Origin of the sequence: Streptomyces sp. NBC_00775, assembly GCF_036347135.1 — a bacterium.
GTDB lineage: Bacteria > Actinomycetota > Actinomycetes > Streptomycetales > Streptomycetaceae > Streptomyces > Streptomyces lutosisoli.
The window spans coordinates 1-18056 of record NZ_CP108938.1 but is presented as its reverse complement, the minus strand read 5'-3'; the positions used below and the strand labels follow the sequence as shown (position 1 = coordinate 18056).

Genomic DNA, 18056 nt, shown 5'->3' with positions numbered 1-18056 from the left:
ACGCAGACCGCGCCGCTCCGCCCGATGCCGGGGCAGAGGCGCGGAATGTGACGTGCGCCCTTCCACGCCCAGCGCATGCCGATCGCGGGCAGTTTCTTCGCCTGTTGGTGGAAGTCGGCGGCACGGCCCGCGGAGAGCGCCTGCTTCAATCTTGACGCGGATAGGCAGCGCTTTGGGCCCCTCGTTCGACTCCATGGCGTGAACACTCTTCTGGAGCGCTGGACAGGCAGGCTGTGGATGGCCCTATCGCAGCCCAGGGTCTGGTTGGGGGACTGTCTCCTTGCCGTCCTTGCCAGCGGTCGGCTGTGGTGGCGGAATGGCAGCGGCGAACAACCCTGATCGCCCTGGTGCGCAACGCGCCTGCCGGGACGGTGGTGGTGCAAGAACGCGGACGAGGTGATCGCCGCTATCGGCCCTCCACCGTGTTGCGAAGCCCTCCAGGGCCGATGACGCCCACCGACCTGGGTGCTGCGTGGGTTGAGGTATCCGGGTTGCAAACCCTTCTGGGTTGATGACGACCCCCACGGACTGCCTCTGGTGGCTCGGCACCATCAAATTGTGAACCCTACTGGGCTGATGACGACAGTGAGTGGAGGGCGTCCTGGTGCCCGGCTACCTGGCGTTGCGAACCCTCCTGGGCTGATGAGGTGCAGTGCCGCTGGAAACGCTGACGGTGCCGTTTCCGATGATGTTGTGAGCCCTCTTGGGCTGATGATGATCACGCCGGGTGCTCCTGTCGAGTACGACGTGTGGGAGTTGCAATCCCCCAGTGGGGTGATGACGACTCGAGGCCCGCTGTGCTTTCAGGAAGGCCTGGCGAGGTTGTGATCCTTTCAAAGCTGATGAGGATGTACGAGGGCAAGGAAAAGAATCACGACGGATACATCTTGCGATCCCTTCGGGGATGATTTGGGGTCAGGCTATTTCTTCTGGCTGGTACTTGGAGCCTGGGCCTCTCACGGCCATGAGGCCGTGTTCGCTGTTGTAGTCGCCTTCGATGACGTGAACTTTGAGGCGGGTATCGAAGCGTGATCGTGGGACGGCGCTAGCGGGGAGGGGGATGAGGTAGTCGTCGGCGAGGAGTCGGCTGGCGTGGCCGTCGGCTTGTTGGAGTGCGGCGGCGTAGTGGTTACGGTCTTGGGCGAGGATGGCTTCGGTTCCGTCGAAGAGTTCGTCGAATCGCTCGGCGAGGTCGGTGCGGTTGTCGTACGGGTAGGTGAAGTCGAGGAACGTGGTGCTGAATTGGTCTCGGTGGCGCAGCACTTCTTCCCGCCATGTGGCGCCCCAGGGGGTTGCGTAAATGGTGTCCAGCCAGCCGTTGATCTCGTTTTCGTCGACGGGTTGTCCGTCGTGGGCCGTGAGGATGCGCCACGCTGCTGCGGTGGGGGCTTGCGGATAGATACCGTCGGCGAACCACTGGCCCGGGGCGTCTTGGCGAGGGGTGTAGCGAGCGGCGTGCACGATCACGTCGGCGGGCGGCCTGGCAGCGATCCGATTGGCCCGACCGAAGCGCTGGGCGAGGGCTTCGAGGTCTGCGGCGGCGGTGAACAGGACGTCGAAGTCGACGTCCATGGAGACTTCGAGGACCTGGGTGGAGATGACCAGGCCGGGCAGCCGCTCGCCGACCCGAGTGCGGTCGGTGCTGTACCGGGCGGTGATGTGCTGTTCGATTCGGGAACGGTCCCGGCGCTTGTATCGGGAGTGCAGCATGGTCGCCGCCTGCAATCCGTGCAGGGCGCGCGCTGTGGGGGCGAGCTGGTCGTAGAGCTGCTGGGCCTGGCGGATGTTGTTGGCGATGACTAGGAGGGAATCGCCCCGGTGTAGATGGTGGGTGATATCGGTGATGGTGGCGGGGTCGGTGATGTGGTGGGGGCGGGTGCGGATGCGATGTCTGGCCGGTGGGTGGCTGTCGGCGTCGTCGGTGCGGGTGACGGGCTGGGCGAGGGTGTCGGTGATCAGGTCGGCGAGGGCGTTGGGCAGGGTCGCGGACAGGATTGCGAAGCGGCCGCCGAGCCGTTCGAGCAGGCCCATCATGGCCAGGATGTAGCCGAGGCGTTTGGTGTCGTAGGCGTGGAGCTCGTCCATGATGAACACGGAGTTCGTCGCGTCCACCAGTAGCGAGGCATGGGCGGGGCCGACCAGGGCGGCGCGCAGGAGCTGGTAGGGCGTGGTGACCCGGACGGTTTCTTTGAAGAGCCGGGTGGCGGCTGCTCGGGCCACCGCTTTGCGTGCGGCGGTGACCCGTTCTTCGTCGCCGTCTTCGGGGCAGGCTGCGTTGGCCAGGTGGTAGGCGGCTGCCCGCCCGTGCGCCACTCCGACCTGTTCGGCCGTGCCGAGTTCCCGGGTGGTGCGGTCGGCGTTGGCGTTGATGGAGGCGAGGTAGGGCAGGGAGTAGAAGACGCGGGGTATGCCCTGTCCGGCGGCCTGCATGGCGGCGGTCTGCCGGCAGGCCCACAGCCAGGAGGCTTCCGTTTTGCCGCTGCCGGTGCGGGAGCGCAGCAGCAGGTGGCCGTCGGTGGCGGCGGCGCGCTGCTGGTGTGGCCGCAGTGTGTAGCCCTTGGCGGTGATGGTGTTTTCCAGCCGGGTGGCGAAGGCCGGGCCCATGGGCTGCACCAGGTGGGGGCGAGTGCGGGCGGAGGAGAGGTGGTCGGCCATGGTGACGGCGCCCTGCACCAGCACCGCTGCCAGACCCTCGTCCGGGTCGGTGCCGTACTCGAAGCGGTCCAGCAGCTCACCCAGTTCGGCGTGCGCCTGGGCGACCCAGTCGGTGCCGGCCTGGAGCGGTGTGACCGGCAGGCTGGCTGCAGCGGCGGTCTCGTACAGCCACACCGCCAGCTCATCGGCGGTGGATTGCTCCAGCGATTTGAAGCGTGCCCGCCACTCGTCCAGTGCCGCCGTGCCGTACAGCGCGGCCAGCGACCGGGGGGAATTCGTCAGCGGCCGGTGATGAGTTGCCACCCCGGCCGCCACCCATGCCCGCAGTTCCATATTCGGCACCAGCGGCATGAAGGCCAAGGACAGCACCTCGTGCCGCTCGCCCCACATCGGGCCCCCGGCGAGCATCTGCTGGAAGCCGGGCGGGATCTTACCCGCGTCGTGCAGCAGATCGGCCAGGCACACCGTGTCCCAGAACTGGGGGAGGATGCCGGCCACCGCGGCGATCCGCCCGGTGCGCCGGGCCACGAGCCCGGCCGCGTCCAAGGCCGCGCTGAGATGGGCGGTGAGCTGCTCGGCCGGTCGGCTCCGCCGGGCGCTCTTGGCCAGGACCGTGTGCAGCACACCCTCCCTTGCCGTGGTCGGTGCCGTCGACGAACGTGGCTGTGTCGGCATGAGGGGGCTACGCCTCCGCGGTCGCGGGGTGGGTGGGGGGCAGCAGGCTGGCCGCTTGCCCGGTGGGGGTGCGGTAGCTGCCGGGCACGACGGCGGACGTGGCGCCGGTGGGGTCGTGGCGGTAGGTGCCCCAGACGGTGCTGGTCCGGTCCAGCCGGATCGCGGTGGGCAGGCGCAGCGCGGTGCCGGCCGTTCCGGGTGCGTCCTCGACAACAGCGCCGCGCTGCTCGCCGGCGTAGTGGGCCAGTTCGATGGTGTCCAAGCGCAAGCCGACGAGGTCCTGGCTGCGGCCGAGGCGGAGCGGCCAGACGGGGCGGCGCAGGATGCTGCGCCACCGCTCGGGTTGGTCGGTGATCCAGACCGTCAGGGTGGGGAAGACCAAGAACTCCCGCTCTTTGGGCACCGGTGTTGTGGGCCGTCCCGCGGCGTCCAGGGGGTGGTAGGTCTCCAGGTCGACGCCCTGGCCCTGCGCGTGGAAGGCCATGCCGAACTGGAAGGTGTGGGGGATGTGCTGCCAGCCGCCGGCTGCGGCGGCGAGCATGCCGCCGACCGTGGACGGCGGCGGGCATGGCAGTCCGACCTGCACCCCGGAGTACAGGGGGTTGCGGAAGCTGGCGACGGGGGCCGTGAAGGTGGCTTGCAGCGCCGTGACGGTTCCCGCGGTCATGCCTTGGCGTCCTCGAACCAGGCGTCGTGGGCGCCGTCTTCGATCTCCTTAGCCAGGCCGTTGAGGATGGTGCGCGGGTGGTCGATCACCACGGTGCCGTCCTCGATCAGGTTGGCGAGGTCGCGGCGGGCGCGGTCGCGCTGGTCGCCGAGGAATCCGGGCGCCCACCCGATCCGCACGCCTCCGTCGAGTTCGTCGCGCCAGGCGGCGATCTCCTCGGCCAGGGTGTCCGCAGAGAAGACGGGCTTGCCGTCCTGGTTGGCCAGGACCCGGGTGAAGGGGTTGACGCCGCCCTTGACCGGTGCCAGGAGGATGAAGGCCGGGGTGCGGTCACCGTAATGCGAGGCGGGCTTGGCCCCGCCGCGCAGCGTCGCGAGCGCGCGCAGCACCAGCGCGGCCCGGCGGCGCCGCTCCGCGATGCCCAGGACCAGGGCCGATACTCCGCGGAAGGTGGCCGTGGCGGCGCCCGCGGCGGCGGCTTCCTCGGCGGCCTGCGGGTGCAGGGCGATACGGATGCCCTGTCCGTCGGTCTCGAAGGTGCCGATGCGGGGCAGATCGAGGTTGAGGTCACCGGCGCAGACGGCAGTGTAGAACTCGTGCTCGTGGATGACGGGACTGTCGTCGGCGGCGAATCCGCGGGTCATGGTGCCGAAGTCGGAAGCGGGCCGCTGGGGGGTGACACTGACGAACGTGCCGGTCGCTAGGACGGTGTCCCGCTGGCAGGAGCTGTCCGATCCCTTGACGGCGACCATATAACCGAACAGGTCGTCGTCGGCGTACAGGTCGGGGCGGCCCTTGGTGTAGGCCTGCTGCTTCTTGCCCTTACCCTCCCGCAGGACGGGGGAGACGGGCTCGTCGGCGGGGAAGCTGTTGCGCAGCCAGCGGCGTACGGCCTGGGGCGAGATGTAGGGGTAGGTGTCCCGGCCGACCTGCATCCTCTTGACGACGCCGACGTTGTCCTGGCCGCGGCCGTTATTGGGCGCGCCGGCCTGGATGTCTAGCGCGAGCTTTCCGGCAAGGTGCGTCACAGGGTGATTCCTTCCTCGAGGGCGTCGGTGTCGGCAGGGTCGATGGCGTCGGGATCGAAGTCCTCGACGATGCTCTTGGCGTCTTTCGGCTGCCAGCCGCGGCGGTGCAGCTCAGCCAGCACGGACGTCAACAGGTACTGCCGGAAGAACCAGGCATTGCCGTCCTGGCTGGGGGAGAACAAGAGCTCGAACCCGCGCTCGGTGATCAGCGGTGCGCCGTCCTCCGGCCGCGTCAGGACCCATTCGACACCGTGGCGCTGCAGCCAGCTGCGCAGATCCGCGCCGCGGCCGGCGCGGAACAGGGCGTGGAAGCCGGTCAGCTTGCCCCCGGTGTCATCGCTCTTGAACAGGGCGGCGATCCGCTGGGCGGTCCCACGGATCTCCGTCAGGTCCTTTTCTTCCATATGCATCACCTCGTGCAGGTAGGAGCCGGTCAGTTCGGCAACGGCCGGGGACTCGGGTGCCGGCAGGCCACAGGCCTCGGTACGGGCGACCAGGTGGGATGCGAGGACACCAGGCAGGCTGTCGGACCGGTGGAACACCCGCCAGGCCAGGTTCTGCGCGCCGCTGCCCTTGTCGGTGCGGCAAGCACGCAGCAGGCACGCGAACCCGGTACGCCGGGCGGGCAGCCGCGTCGTGGTGCGCAGCCACTCGGCGAGCGGCTGATCTACGGCATGCGACGTGAGGACTTGGTCCTGGTTGTTGTTGGTGAACACCAGCAACTCCACTCCGGCCGCGACGCGGTGTTCATAGCCGCGCAGCGCCGCCAGCGCGGCCACCTCCGGTTGCGGACTGGACGGCTTCGCTCCGGCCGTGATCAGCAACCCGTTGCGCTGCACCTGCCGGCGAGTTGCGTGTGCCGCCAAACGCTCATCCCAGGTGTGCACAACCGTGCTCGGGCCACCGGACAGCTGACTGCCGAACGGAATCGCGTGGAAGGAACAGACGCAGGGCCAGCACAGGGCAACACCCGAGTGCCCGCGGGGAGTGCTGTTGCGATAGGCGATCGACTCGGCGAGAACGACATCGCTCTTCCCGTAGAACCCGACCGCCGCAGCACCACATAGAACGCACCCGGCCTCGGGCCAGCACTCCGGCGCGGGAATGGTGCGCCAGGCTCGGACCGCCGCGCTGACCTCCGCATCGGAGAGCTTCTTGTTCCGCGGGTGATTCATCTTGCTGTTCGGCCACAGGCTGTACGAACACTTCAGCAGGAACCCGGCCTCGGCCTTGGTGTCCCGCACGAGCGCGGCCTGCACCGCAGCCTCGGTGACCTTCTCGGTGGCCGCTGCAAACAAAGGGCCCGCAACCATGTCCGGATGCCCCGCTCCGGCGAACGCCGCGAGAGCGAAGGCCCCGACCCTCTGCAAGGGGTGAGGGGTCAGTCTCAGCGAGGTCTGCTCGACGGGAAACTCGCTCATGCCGTCACCCAGCCGAACCCGGCCCCGGTCTGCTGGCCCAGCCCCGCAGACCACAGCGCGGACAGCCCGTCGGCACTGCCGCTGAGCTCCACCTCAACCGGCGCACCCGTCCGCTGCCCCGAGCGCCCCTGGCCGGTCACCCGGAACGAACGGCGCACACCCACCCACGTGATCCCCTCAACCGTGATATCCGAGGCGTGGCCGAAGGTCTCGGCCCGACGGTTGAGATTGCGTTCGAGGGCCACCGGATACGCCGCGTCCTCGGGAAGCAGCGCCCGCACGGGGGTTTGCTCGCCGCCGGGTTCGGGCGCCCGGTAGTCGGAAAGGTGCAGCGGGTTGGTTGTGCGCAACCGGGCCCGGCCAGCGGTGAAGTGGGGCGGTTGCAGAACGGTGATGCTGCCGACCTGCAGGGCGACCCCGCCCCAGTCCAACAACGAGCGGGCAGGGTCCATGAAATCCAGGGCCAGGGCCTGTATGAATTCGGGCAGCGGACTACCGATCTCCAGGTAGCCGGCCCCGCCCGCCGCATACTTCCCGCGAACGCGGCGCGCGTTCGGGAACATGGGCGCGCTGTACCCGAAGGGAGCCATCCCATACGGACCCCATCCGTTCTCATGGATCTTCTCGGCGAGATCGGGCGCAGTCCGGCGCAGCGCGTCATATACGATGCCCCGCCCGGGAGCAAGGATGTTCTCCCATGGGATCTCCCGAGCCCGTGTGCTGATCTCCAAACGAAGGCGCACGATCCCCCTCTCCCTCTCCCCACCCAGGGCAAATGAGTCCACGTCAGGAAACGCCAAAAACGCCCCAGAACGGGGGTGTTGGCCTACCGAGGAGCAACGTACACGGGGGGACTGACAACGACCGCCGAGCTGGAAATAGCCGCGCATTGCGGCCAACATCCGGTGCTACGGTTCCACAGGTCGTCATCAACCCAGACGGGTTCGCAACACCGTGCCTAGGTGCACACGCCACGCCGCCTGGCTGGTTGTCATCAGCCCAAAGGGTTCGCAACATCACGATGAATTCCGCCGGGGTTGCGAGGGCGACAGTCGTCATCAGCTCAAAAGGGTTCGCAACGCGGTGACCAGGTACATCCCGACGGCCTTCTGCGGCGCGTCGTCATCGGCCCAGAAGGGTTCACAACAAGACGATCTCGGCGAGTTTGGCGCGTGCGGCCGTGGCCATCATCAGTCCCGGAAGGGTTCGCAACGTGATGGTGGAGCCGCAGTCGGGGCTGTCCCACCACGTCGTCATGAGCTCAACAGGGTTCTCAACTACCCGATGGCGGCCACCTCAATGAGGGCGGTGGGGTCGTAGAGGTCGGTCGTCATCGGCCCAGAAGGGTTCAGGAACACGTCCTCGAAGAACACCACCGCCGTCGCGTACAGCTCTCGGTATGGCCAGGAAGGGTTCGCAACGCGAGCAGCCACTTCGACTCGAACACTTCCGCCAACGTCGTCGTCAGCCCAGAAGGGTTCGCAACATCATCGGGAAGGGGACGCGCGCCGAGTCCATCGGGGTCGTCATCAGCCCATAAGGGTTAGCAACACGATCTACCACGCCCACGAGCACCAGCTGTACCGCGTCGTCATCACCTCAGAAAGGTTCGCAACATGGTCTGGATCGCGGCTTCGCGCACGTAGATGCCGGTCGTCATCAGCTCAGAAGGGGTCACAACATGTCCTCGAAGAACACCACGGCCGGCGCGTACAGCTGTCGTCATCAGCCCCAGAAGGGTTCACAACTGCGAGAGGACCGCGGACACGGACAGCTCGCCCGCGTCGTCACCAGCCCGAAAGGGTTCGCAACTCGAGGTCGCCGACTCACTCGAAGGGGATCCCCACCTCCCCGGTCGTCATCAGCCCAGAAGGGTTCGCAACTGTTTGGTGAGCGGGATGAGATCGGCGTCGGTGTCGGTCCTCATCAGCCCAGAAGGGTTCGCAACATCGTCTCCAACCAGCTCTCCCCGGGCACCGCAGGCGTCGTCATTAGCCTAGAAAGGTTCGCAACAGCGCTCGCTGGAGTATGAGGACGTGGCTAGTGTCATCGTCATCAGCCCGAAGGGGTTCGCAACGTCTCCCAGTACGGCGGGGCGCAGTACATGTGCTGCACCGAGGTCGTCATCAGCCCAGAAGGGTTCGCAACCCGCTCACCTCAACCCACCCGGCACCCAGGTCGGTGGTCGTCATCAGCCCGGAAGGGTTCGCAACGTGTAGCGCTCCACGTCGAGCCAGTGGCAGAAGCCCGCCGCGACCAGCCCAGAAGGGTTCGCAACACCATCAACGGGGCCGCGGACACTGCGGCGGAGAGCGGCCGTCATCAGCCCAACAGGGTTCACAAGGAGGGAGATTTAGTCAACGGGTGTAGTCACCCGTACTCGTCTACCAGCGCATGCCGAGTTGGCTGAGGTCGGCGCGGCGCTCCGTACTCAGTTTCCCGGCACGCCTGCGGGTGTTGCTGATGAACGAGCCCAGCCCAACCGGTGTGCCGTCGACGTCTTCTACATGCTTCCTCGGGACTGTGAGGTGGCCTTCGCGGGCGTGGAACTGCCGGGCGGCCGCGATGTTGAGCGCCCACTTGTCGTCCTGGGTCCGCTTCACCGGCCGCTCTTCCGGCGCGGCGGGCTCGAGTCCGAGGGTGCTCTCCAGGAGCCATTGCTGGGCGGGCAGGAGATCGTCCCAGTCCAGTCGCGGCGCGTGCACCCATGCTCCGAGGTCTTCGCCCTGGACGATGACCTCGCCCGCGGCCGCCGGTAGCGGGCCTCCGGCCGCCACGCGGGCGAGGCGGAAGCGGCGTTGCCAGGCGATGTCCCATCCAAGCGGGCACCATCCGGGGTCGATGGCTTCGAGAGCCTCCATGCGGCTGGGCGCAAGTTCCCCGGTGCTGGACACGCGCTCGCCCGCCGCGCGCCGTTCCGCGTTCTGCAGCGTCCGCCGCGCCGCGGCCCGCATATTCTTCGCCCAGATGCCGATAGGGAACCCGCCCTCGCCGACCGCGTTGGCCGGCGGGAGCAGCATCCCGTCGTGCGCGGCCGCCCACGCCCTGGCCGCCGCGAGGCCTTCCTCGAAGGCGACGTCATGGTGGGACCACACCATGCCCAGTGCCTCGAGCTGCTGCACGCGCGCAGCCTCCAGCATCGCGCTGTTGTAGTACTTGCGCTGGTCGGCCAGCCACACCCCCAGCGGAAACGCCCCGGCCCGGTCTTGAGGGGTGACGTAGTCGTAGGGGACCCGCAGTTGGTCGCTGCCCGTCTCACGCAGCCACCTACTGGCGGCGGCGATGCCGCGCCGCCTGTAGGTGTTCTCCGGGTCGATCACCCGCAACTGCACGAACTGGGCCAGCAGCGCCGCATCCCGCGGCTCCGAGAACCGAAGCAGCCCGGCAGCCGACTGACTGACCCACGCCTCCCCAGCATCCTCGTCCGCGCGCGCCTGCTCCTGCTCCTCGCCGCCGACGGTTTCCGCCTCGCCTCCGGGACGCTGGGACCGGCCGCTGCGGACGCGAGGGTCGGCAAGCGCCTCGATCGTCTCGGCATCGTGCGCCCTGAGCCCTCCGAGGATCTTCGCGAGGGTGCTGTAGGCATTCGAGGTCAGAATTTCGCCTGTGCCTTCGCCAGGTCCGAGGAATACCGGAACGACCAAAGACGCGATTTTCCCTCCCCCGGGCTTCATACGCAGCGCCCTGCCGACCATTTGTGGCGTTAACGGTCTGAACTGGCCCCACTTTTCCGGCTTGGGTTCTATAGGTCGTTGCAACACCAGTCCTGAGGGATGTTGCGATGACCAAGCCGCGTCGGAAAAGTGGGGCCAGTTCAGACCGTTAACGCCATTCCACCGCGTTGAGTGGATCGCGCATCTGCCCGCAGAATCGCTGGGCGGGCTGCTCGCTCACCCACAATGGGCTCACGGCCGGGCCGTCCTGGCCGGTGTCTTCGGACTGCCGGGCACCCTCGTCCTGCCCGACACCAGCCAGCAGATCCTCGTCGCCCCAAATCCCGAACGCACGCGCAACGACGAGGAAGGCCCTTGGAACATCCAGCCCGCACACATCCTGACCGGAGCGCACGAGCCAGACCTTGACACCCTCGAAGCCGCCGACCAGATCCAGCGGCCTGCCGCTCCCGACGACGAACTCGACCTGTACCCAAGCCTGTTCGAGGACCCGGTGGAGCGCGACCTGTTCCTGCGCGGCACTCTCGGCGTGCGTCCCGTTGCGGCCGCGGACCTGCCATGGCCACACGCACTGGTCCTGTGCGGCCCACTCAGCCTGTTGGAAGCAACTCGCCGCCGCCTACCCCAAGGGTGAGCGCGCCATCCATGTTGCCCACGCCGAGCTCTTCGCGCGCTTGCGGGACCGTGACTTTGCCGCCTGCCCGTATCACCAGGCCAACTGGCAAGCGATCGCGCAGACCGCGCTTGAGTTCGCCGCCGCCCAGGCCACAGGCAATGAGGCAACAGCCGAGAGGAAGACCGTCAGTGGGCACGCGACCTTCTCCACGACCACATCGCCTGGAGCGAGGGGAACACGGCCCTGACCAACGGCCAGCACCGTCTGTGTGCGATGCGCGCGGCTGGCGTCACCCGCGTCCCCGTCTACGGCCGCTACCTGCCTGAAAAGCCGACCGGCGCAGGTTGCGATGCGAAGCAACACGCACGAGCGACGGTGGAGCTGTACTGGGCAGATCGCCTGCCGCCGCGGTGGCGCTCGACGCGCTTCGCCTCCTGGATTGCCCGCCATCCCTTCCTATATCTGGTGCTGTCCAGAAAGGCCTCGCGCGCCTGAGTCCTGTCCGCGGCGTGACGGGCCTCGCACGGCGCGATCTGACGCACGGTCATTTCTCAGACCAACTCGTCGGGGAGGGCGGCCTATTGGCGCAGCGTGGATGTGTTCAACCGGTTACGGACTGCATCTGGAGTGTGCTAAGTCTGGGATCTTCGAATTCACCGGCGGGACCGAGGCGGGGGCTGCGTGGCGGAGTCTGGAATGCGGCGCGCGTCGCGCGTGCAGGACGCGGTGCGGCTGCTGTTTGTGCTCGACAGGTGCGGCGCACAGTGCGGGCCGGATACGAACGGGCGGGTGCCGCAGGGCTCGGTGGCGGTGGTGCAGGGTCAAAAACGCCTGCAGGCGCTGGATTTCTGGTTGCGGAACCCGGACTATCTCGCGGACGAGTTGCTCAATCAGGTCGAGAACGGTACAGCGCCGGATGCCGACTGGTCGCTCACGAAGGCGCGGGCTTTGCTGGAGGGCGATGAGCCGGACATCTCCCGGTACCCGATGCTGCGCTGGCGCTTCGGCGCCTGGGAGGCGCTCGACGACGCCCTGGCACTCCTGTTCTCCCACGGCCTAACCGCGGTAGAGGCCGTCGGGGAACCGCCGGCCAAGGTGGAGCGCTGGGACTACTACCTCCTGGCCGCTGGCCGCGATCTGGCCGCCGAGCTGCGCGCCGACGCACCGGACCTCGCCTGGTACGACGAGCGGGCCGCGATCGTCCTGGCAGTGGCGGGACAGCGCAGCGGCACCCAGCTCAAGGAACTGCAGTACCAGCAGGCCGAGTACGAGCGCACGGTGTGGAAGGCCAGCATCAGCGGCATCACCGAGCGGGTACGTGAGCGGCTGGAGCGCATCAGCGGGCAGAGGACGGGGAGCGACGCATGAGTGACTTCGTTCAGGCAGTGGCCCGCCGGGTCGGCGCCGAAGGGGAACAGGCCGGGGAGGTTCTCGCACGGCACGGTGTGCGGGAGAGCAGTATCCTGCCGCGCCCCCACCGGTTGCTGGTCAAGCGCATCGCCTTCACCGGAGAGAAAGCCGGCAAGTCGACCGGGCCGGTCGACTTCTCCTGGGACCTCGATGCCGGCCTGTGGTGCGTGACGGCGGACAACCTGCGCGGCAAGAGCAGCATCCTGGAGATCATCTGGTGGTGCCTACGCGGCTCCAACGACCTACAAGCAGACGTACGGCACTGGATCCACCACGTGCACCTGAACGCACAGATCGACGATGAGCCGTTCACCGTGAACGTCGACACCACCGGCGACCAGCTCGCTGGCAGCCTCACCATCGGGGCCCAGGAGTACGTCACACCGTTCGCCGGGGAGGCTGAATTCGCCTCCGTGATGGGCGCCTTCATGATGGACCGGCTGGGCCTGGAGTTTCTGCGCGGCTGGCGCAAAGACAGGACCGCCTCCGCCGCCGGCGACGAACAAGACGCTGACGGCCAGGTGATCGTCACGTCCTGGCCCGCCTTCAGCCACGCTCTCCTGGCCCGCAACCGCGAGGGCGACGCGCTACTGGGAGAGACCGCCCAAGGCGGAACCATGATCAGCCTGCTCCAGATGTTCGTGGGCCTGCCCTGGACGACCACACGCCGCGACGCCAAAGCAGCACTGGACCTGCTCCAGCAGTCGGTGAAAGGGCAGCGTCGACGCGCCCAGCAAGACCTCCAAGCCCGCGGCACCTCCCTACAACAACTCGAAGACCAGCTCGCACGAGCTCGGGAAGCCGCCGCCCAGACCGACGCGGCCCCCAGCCTGGAAGCCGCCGCCGCAGCCATCGAACAAGCCGGTGCCCACCTGGCTGAGCTGACGGCCCGGCACACCGACCTGGTGCAGCAGATGCAGCAGACGCGGCAGGCCGAGGACGAACTCCACGAGACGCTCGTCCTGGACCAGGCCCGCCTCAGAGACCTTCGCGAGACGGCAGTGGCACAGCGCTTCTTCGGAGCCCTCAAGCCCACCTGCTGCCCCCGTTGCTCGACCGCACTCGACCAGATCCCCCACTCGGGCCTCGACGAACACCACTGCCGAATATGTGGATCCGCCCCCACCGAGGCACCCGTGGACACGGCCGCGACCGACGACCTCGCCGCCTCCGTCGACACCCTCGGCCAAGCCCACCAGCAGGCCAAGAAGGCGGCCCGGCAGGCCGCCAACGCCGTCACAGTCTCCGAAGCCGCCATGACCCAGGCCCATACCGCGCTCACCGCGGCGCAAGCCGCCATGCCCCGCGAGTCCGCCCTGCGCGCCCACCTGGAGGTCGCCCGTCTCGAAGGCGCCCTCACCGAACGTCAAGCAGCCGAACGCCATGCTCAGCAGCCCCAGACGCAGTCGATGGAAGAGGCCGTCCTAGACGCGGCACACAAGGAAGCCAACAAGCGTGCGACTGCCGCCTCGGAGGCGCTTCTGGGCAAAGTGAGCACCGAGATCTGCCGCTTGGCGATCCGCCTGGGCATGACCGAACTCCAAGCCGTCAAGCTGCAGGGCAACGGAACCTTGAGCGTCACCAAAGGTGACAGCAAGACCACCTTCACCGCTGTCACCCCAGGCGAACACGTGCGGCTGCGGATTGCCACGCTCCTCGCCCTCCTGCGTGTGGGGAAGGAAACCGGCGTGGGCCGTCACCCCGGCCTGCTGCTCCTCGACTCCGCCGGCGCCCAGGAGACCGTCGACGTCGACCTGGCCGAAGTCCTCAGTGAGCTCAAGGTCATCTGTGCAGAAACACCGGACCTGCAGCTCATCACCGCCACCGCCAAACGCGATGTCGCCACCACGATCATCTCCGCCGACAACCTCAAGGCCGCAGGTCCACGCGACTACATCTGGTAGACCGGCCAGTAACCTAGCTGTCCGCTCGCCACCCCACCCGCACTCGAGAAAGGCCACCCACCGTGACCCCACTCGAGACCCTCCTCGCCCAAGACGGAGATCCCCCTACCGTCGCTGAGCTCGGCGGCGAAGACACCCTCTGGCAGCACATGGACGACCTTGCCGCCTCCCGACTGTGGTTCCGCGCCGCCGAGACCCTCCTTGCGGAATGGGACACCCTCAATCACCCCGACCACGCGGCCACCTTCATCACCCGCGCCTTGACCACAACCACCAGCCCAGCAGCCGCCGACGACATCCTCGACCAGATCGTCGAGCACCCCGGCTACCTCCAACACGCCGCTGGCCCCCTCAACAACATCGCGCTGGAGCGCAGCCGCAACCACAGCGCACCCCTCGACGCCGAACTGGCCGGCATCTTCCTCGAAGCGGCCCTCCGCCTCGCCCTGCCCGGCACCACAAGCCGCTACGGGCTCTTCGATCGCCTCGTCGATCCCACCGCCGCCACCGCGCCCCCTGCCTTCGCCCGCCGCACCGTCCGGGCCCTCGGCACCGCCTACGAACACTGGCGCGAGCACGATCTCCTCACCGCGCTACAACGCTTCACCAACACCGCCGTACATGGCGACGCCGCCTACGAGCTCGCCATGTGCCACCTCGCCGACGCCGCCAACGCCCCTGACCGCCCCACCCTCCTGCAGGCATTCACCACCGCGCGCAGCCTCCTACAACAGGCCGTCCACGCCGACGAGGACCGGCCCGACGCCATCGCCTACCTCGCCGCCATCGACGCAGTCCTCGCCTTCGACACCGGCCACACCCCCGCTCTCACCACCGCCACCCAGCAGCTACGCCGCTCGCTAACTGAGCACGCCATGTGGCTGACCGGCACCCGCACCCACTGGCGGGCCGGCCGTTACGACACTGAGGCCGCCTGGTACACCCTCAGCGCCGACCTCGAACACGCTGATGCTCACCTCGACAAGCCCCTCACCACGTGGCCGAACCAGACCATCCAGCACATCCTGGCCGCCTACACCGCCCACCGAAGCGTCCGCCTACAGCCCGCCGACGCCGTCCCAGGCCTGAAAGTCCTGGTCGCCCCACGCATTGAGGACGCCTTCGCCCACCGCGAAGGGCTCCTCCTTCACCTGCGTGGCCTTCTCGCCGACGCACCCCCGGACTGGGACGCGCACGCCGCCCAGAAACTCCTCCAGGCCGTCGACGAACGCCTGCAGACCGGGAACACGACGGCGCCGCCAGGGGGCCTGGGAAAAGCCCCACAGGCGGCCTACCCCCAACTGGCGGCCGTCCTCGGTAACCATCTACTCGCCGGCCTGCCCACGCAGATGCTCGACGCCCTTCAAGCTGGCCTGACCGATGACGAAGCAACCCTGGCCGCCCGCCTCCCGGCAGCCCAGCAGGAGATCTTCTACGACATCCTCGCCGTCCTCGACGACTGCCCCGACTTCCGGCAACCGGTGATCCGGCAGGGCTTCGTACGACTGATCACCCAGACCATCCGCTTCCTGCACAACCGGACCAACCGCGCCCGCGCCCACCACACGCCCCGCTTCGCCTACCTCTTCGCTCCCGAACCAGACAAGAAGCTCCCCCTGGAGAACACCATCCAGGAAGACCTCCAGGACTATCTGGACGGCAACCTGGAAGACGTCGACATCGAACTGGCCGACCGCAGCGGCGGCCGGGCCGACATCGAAGTCCGCTTCCCAGGCTTCACCATCATCATCGAGTGCAAGCGGACCGAAGGCAGAACCACCCGCAAGGGACTACGGCGCTACCTGGGCCAAACCATCGCCTACCAGGCCGGCGGAATCGCACTCGGCATGCTCGTCGTCCTCGACCTCACCCTCAAGAAGGACTGGATCCCGAATATCCGGGACAACATGTGGGCCGAGCACATCCCGGCTCCAGCCCCTGACCAGCGAGACCGATGGGCCGTCGTCGTCCGTGTACCGGGAAACAGAACGTCCCCGTACGACATGGCCACCCCCGCCATGCCACTGCTGTGAGCACTGGTCCTGCGCAGATCTACTGGGATGGATGAGCATGCAGCCTTGCCCTCGCGGCGCAAATGAATAGTGAAAGGGCTTACAACGGCTATAGCCGTTGTAAGCAGCAAAGGCGTCTCATGGACGCAACTGCACTGGCGAGGGTGCCGGGGAGGGCGGCCGGATGAAGTGGCTGGTCCTATCAACAGTCCGATGGCCGCCCCGCGGCTCAGAAGGCCGTTGAGTGTCGGACTGACGGTGCGGAACAGTGGTGGTCCCCTCGATGACGGCGACCTCTCTGGGATGCGCGGGCGCCACGGCGGCCCACACCGTTGCGAACAGCAGGATGAACCCAGCGATGCCGATTGTCACAGTAGCGAGCTCGTAGAGGCGGAACGGCTTCTGTGGTGCTCCATTCTCCGGATTTGCGACCCGACCACGTTCGCATTGGGTAATGAACCATTGCACAGAGAGTCGGGCGAGGCCCAAGAGGGTAGCCGCGGCGATCACGGCGGTGACAAAGGCCACCCGAAGCCACGCGGTGCTCTCCGCGAACGAATCTCGGGCCAGTTCTCCGAAGAGAATCAGCCCAGCGAGCGCGCCCCCGAAGAAGATAATGAGTTCGACCAGCCTCTGACACTCTCGCTTCCCTTTAGGGCCCGGAACTCGCCAATGGCGCCAGATGCGCTTTAACCAACAGGGCTGGTTGGGAGGGCGATTGACGGGTTGTTCGACGGCGGGAGGCCGATGTCCTTCAGCTTGCTCGTGTCTCGCCCCTGCCTGCAAGGCATCCACTCTGGCCGTGGTCTCGGAGAACAGCCGGCCAGCCTGCACGACAGTGTCGGCCAAAATTCGCCAAACTTGCCGGTCGGCGTCCTCGCGCGCCACCTCGGGCTGAGCCTGGCTGGGCGTCCGCCTTCGTGTTGCAGGGTGTAGGCGACGGGGACGCACACGTACTTTCGGCAACCGGCCAGCTGATCTTCGCGGATTCATTGGGCGACCGATCAGTAATGCCAGCCACTGTTGAAGAATCCCTTGAAGAAGGTCAGGCTCTCTGCAACTTCCTTCTGATCCAAAGCAGCCCCATCATCGAAGGTGAACCGACATGCGGCCGCCATAACGACGTTGGCAATGAAGAGATCTACTGCCCGGTCTGGGGGCGGCGATCCCTCTGGAAAGCTCTCGCGGATCACACCCATCGCCACCTCGACGGCCGACGCGACCCTATCGGGTGGTGTATCGAGCCCATACTCATCAAGGTAGGACATCCCACGGCGGTAACCGCTGGCAACGGCTGGCCACTCAACGAAACGATCGAAGTCACTGAAGCCATTTGGCATGCTCCCGCCCTCTCTCCCGCGCACCACTAAGTCCACGCAATGGAAACACTAATCTGGATCACTTCCCCCACACCTAATATGACGCGCCGTTGGACAGCCCCCACGCCGGAGCCTTCGCCGTGCCATCACTCGAGCAGGCTGACGTCTGCTCCGTTCGGTGCGGTCGCGCGCCAGGGCTCTCGCCCGGATGCGGGCTCTCTCACCAGTATCCGGCTCCGGTGCGTGGGGGTGGTGGGTGCGCTCCCGGCCTGCTGGTGCGGGCTGGAACTGCCGGGCGGTGGGTTGTCCACGCTCGTCGCAACCTGTGGCCACAGGTTGCCGGAGAGACCCGGCGGGCGTAATCTCGTCCACGCGTAATTAAATTGAAAATGGGCAGAATTGAGGAATGGTCAAATTCCGTTTCTCGGAAGGGAATTCAAGCAGCCTGATTCAGGAGAGGAGACGTTCGGAATGAGTATATCCCGTAAGGTTATTGACCGATCGTCAGAGAAAGTCGGACACTACGCCTTAGTGCGCTTTCAGGAATTCGCGGAGCGAATTCCTTGGGCCGAATCGCGGAGCGATTCGAGCCGTCGTCACGGAGTGACGACATATCAACTCCCTTGCGAAGCAAGGGAGTTGGCCCGCCGCGTAGCGGCGGCGCGTCGTGTCTGC

The 18056-nt window shown here is 67.2% G+C and carries 12 protein-coding genes; 3 read left to right on the top strand and 9 right to left on the bottom strand.

Translation table 11 applies throughout. From position 1 onward, the window contains the following. Window positions 1-915 precede the first annotated feature (915 nt). The 8 genes from cas3 to OIC96_RS00025 all read right to left on the bottom strand — a co-directional run bounded on the left by cas3 (window position 916) and on the right by OIC96_RS00025 (window position 10688). Window positions 916-3330, bottom strand: coding sequence for a CRISPR-associated helicase Cas3' (gene cas3, locus OIC96_RS00060; protein WP_330301528.1), 2415 nt, complete (start codon window positions 3328-3330; stop codon window positions 916-918). 7 nt (window positions 3331-3337) lie between these two features. After that, on the bottom strand, window positions 3338-3997 hold the full coding sequence (cas5, locus tag OIC96_RS00055) for a CRISPR-associated protein Cas5 (RefSeq protein WP_330301527.1): 660 nt from the start codon (window positions 3995-3997) through the stop codon (window positions 3338-3340). Further along, window positions 3994-5025, bottom strand: a complete 1032-nt coding sequence (cas7i, locus tag OIC96_RS00050; RefSeq protein ID WP_330301526.1) for a type I-B CRISPR-associated protein Cas7/Cst2/DevR — start codon at window positions 5023-5025, stop codon at window positions 3994-3996. Before cas7i ends, cas5 begins: the two co-directional genes overlap by 4 nt. Further along, window positions 5022-6446 (bottom strand): hypothetical protein, encoded by a 1425-nt coding sequence (locus OIC96_RS00045; protein WP_330462109.1) that lies wholly within the window; start codon window positions 6444-6446, stop codon window positions 5022-5024. The genes cas7i and OIC96_RS00045 overlap by 4 nt, the downstream gene beginning before the upstream one ends. Continuing rightward, on the bottom strand, window positions 6443-7009 hold the full coding sequence (locus tag OIC96_RS00040) for a CRISPR-associated endoribonuclease Cas6 (protein ID WP_330301524.1): 567 nt from the start codon (window positions 7007-7009) through the stop codon (window positions 6443-6445). Before OIC96_RS00040 ends, OIC96_RS00045 begins: the two co-directional genes overlap by 4 nt. Window positions 7010-7723: 714 nt before the next feature. Next, window positions 7724-7879: a hypothetical protein gene (locus tag OIC96_RS00035; protein WP_330301523.1), complete on the bottom strand. Its 156-nt coding sequence runs from the start codon at window positions 7877-7879 to the stop codon at window positions 7724-7726. 951 nt (window positions 7880-8830) lie between these two features. Further along, window positions 8831-10090 (bottom strand): helicase associated domain-containing protein, encoded by a 1260-nt coding sequence (locus OIC96_RS00030; protein ID WP_330301522.1) that lies wholly within the window; start codon window positions 10088-10090, stop codon window positions 8831-8833. A gap of 178 nt (window positions 10091-10268) precedes the next feature. Further along, window positions 10269-10688 (bottom strand): hypothetical protein, encoded by a 420-nt coding sequence (locus OIC96_RS00025; protein ID WP_330301521.1) that lies wholly within the window; start codon window positions 10686-10688, stop codon window positions 10269-10271. 744 nt (window positions 10689-11432) lie between these two features. On the opposite strand from OIC96_RS00025, the gene OIC96_RS00020 reads away from it, so the two are divergent. From OIC96_RS00020 to OIC96_RS00010, 3 genes are all read left to right on the top strand, one after another. Further along, window positions 11433-12104: a hypothetical protein gene (locus OIC96_RS00020; protein WP_330301519.1), complete on the top strand. Its 672-nt coding sequence runs from the start codon at window positions 11433-11435 to the stop codon at window positions 12102-12104. Beyond that, window positions 12101-14050: a hypothetical protein gene (locus tag OIC96_RS00015; protein WP_330301518.1), complete on the top strand. Its 1950-nt coding sequence runs from the start codon at window positions 12101-12103 to the stop codon at window positions 14048-14050. Before OIC96_RS00020 ends, OIC96_RS00015 begins: the two co-directional genes overlap by 4 nt. A gap of 62 nt (window positions 14051-14112) precedes the next feature. Beyond that, window positions 14113-16083, top strand: a complete 1971-nt coding sequence (locus OIC96_RS00010; RefSeq protein ID WP_330462108.1) for a hypothetical protein — start codon at window positions 14113-14115, stop codon at window positions 16081-16083. Window positions 16084-17066: 983 nt separating this feature from the next. Here OIC96_RS00010 and OIC96_RS00005 read toward each other — a convergent pair. Then, window positions 17067-17402 carry a hypothetical protein gene (locus OIC96_RS00005; RefSeq protein ID WP_330462107.1) on the bottom strand — a complete coding sequence of 112 codons (336 nt, stop codon included), beginning with the start codon at window positions 17400-17402 and terminating at the stop codon, window positions 17067-17069. Between the last annotated feature and the right edge of the window lie 654 nt (window positions 17403-18056).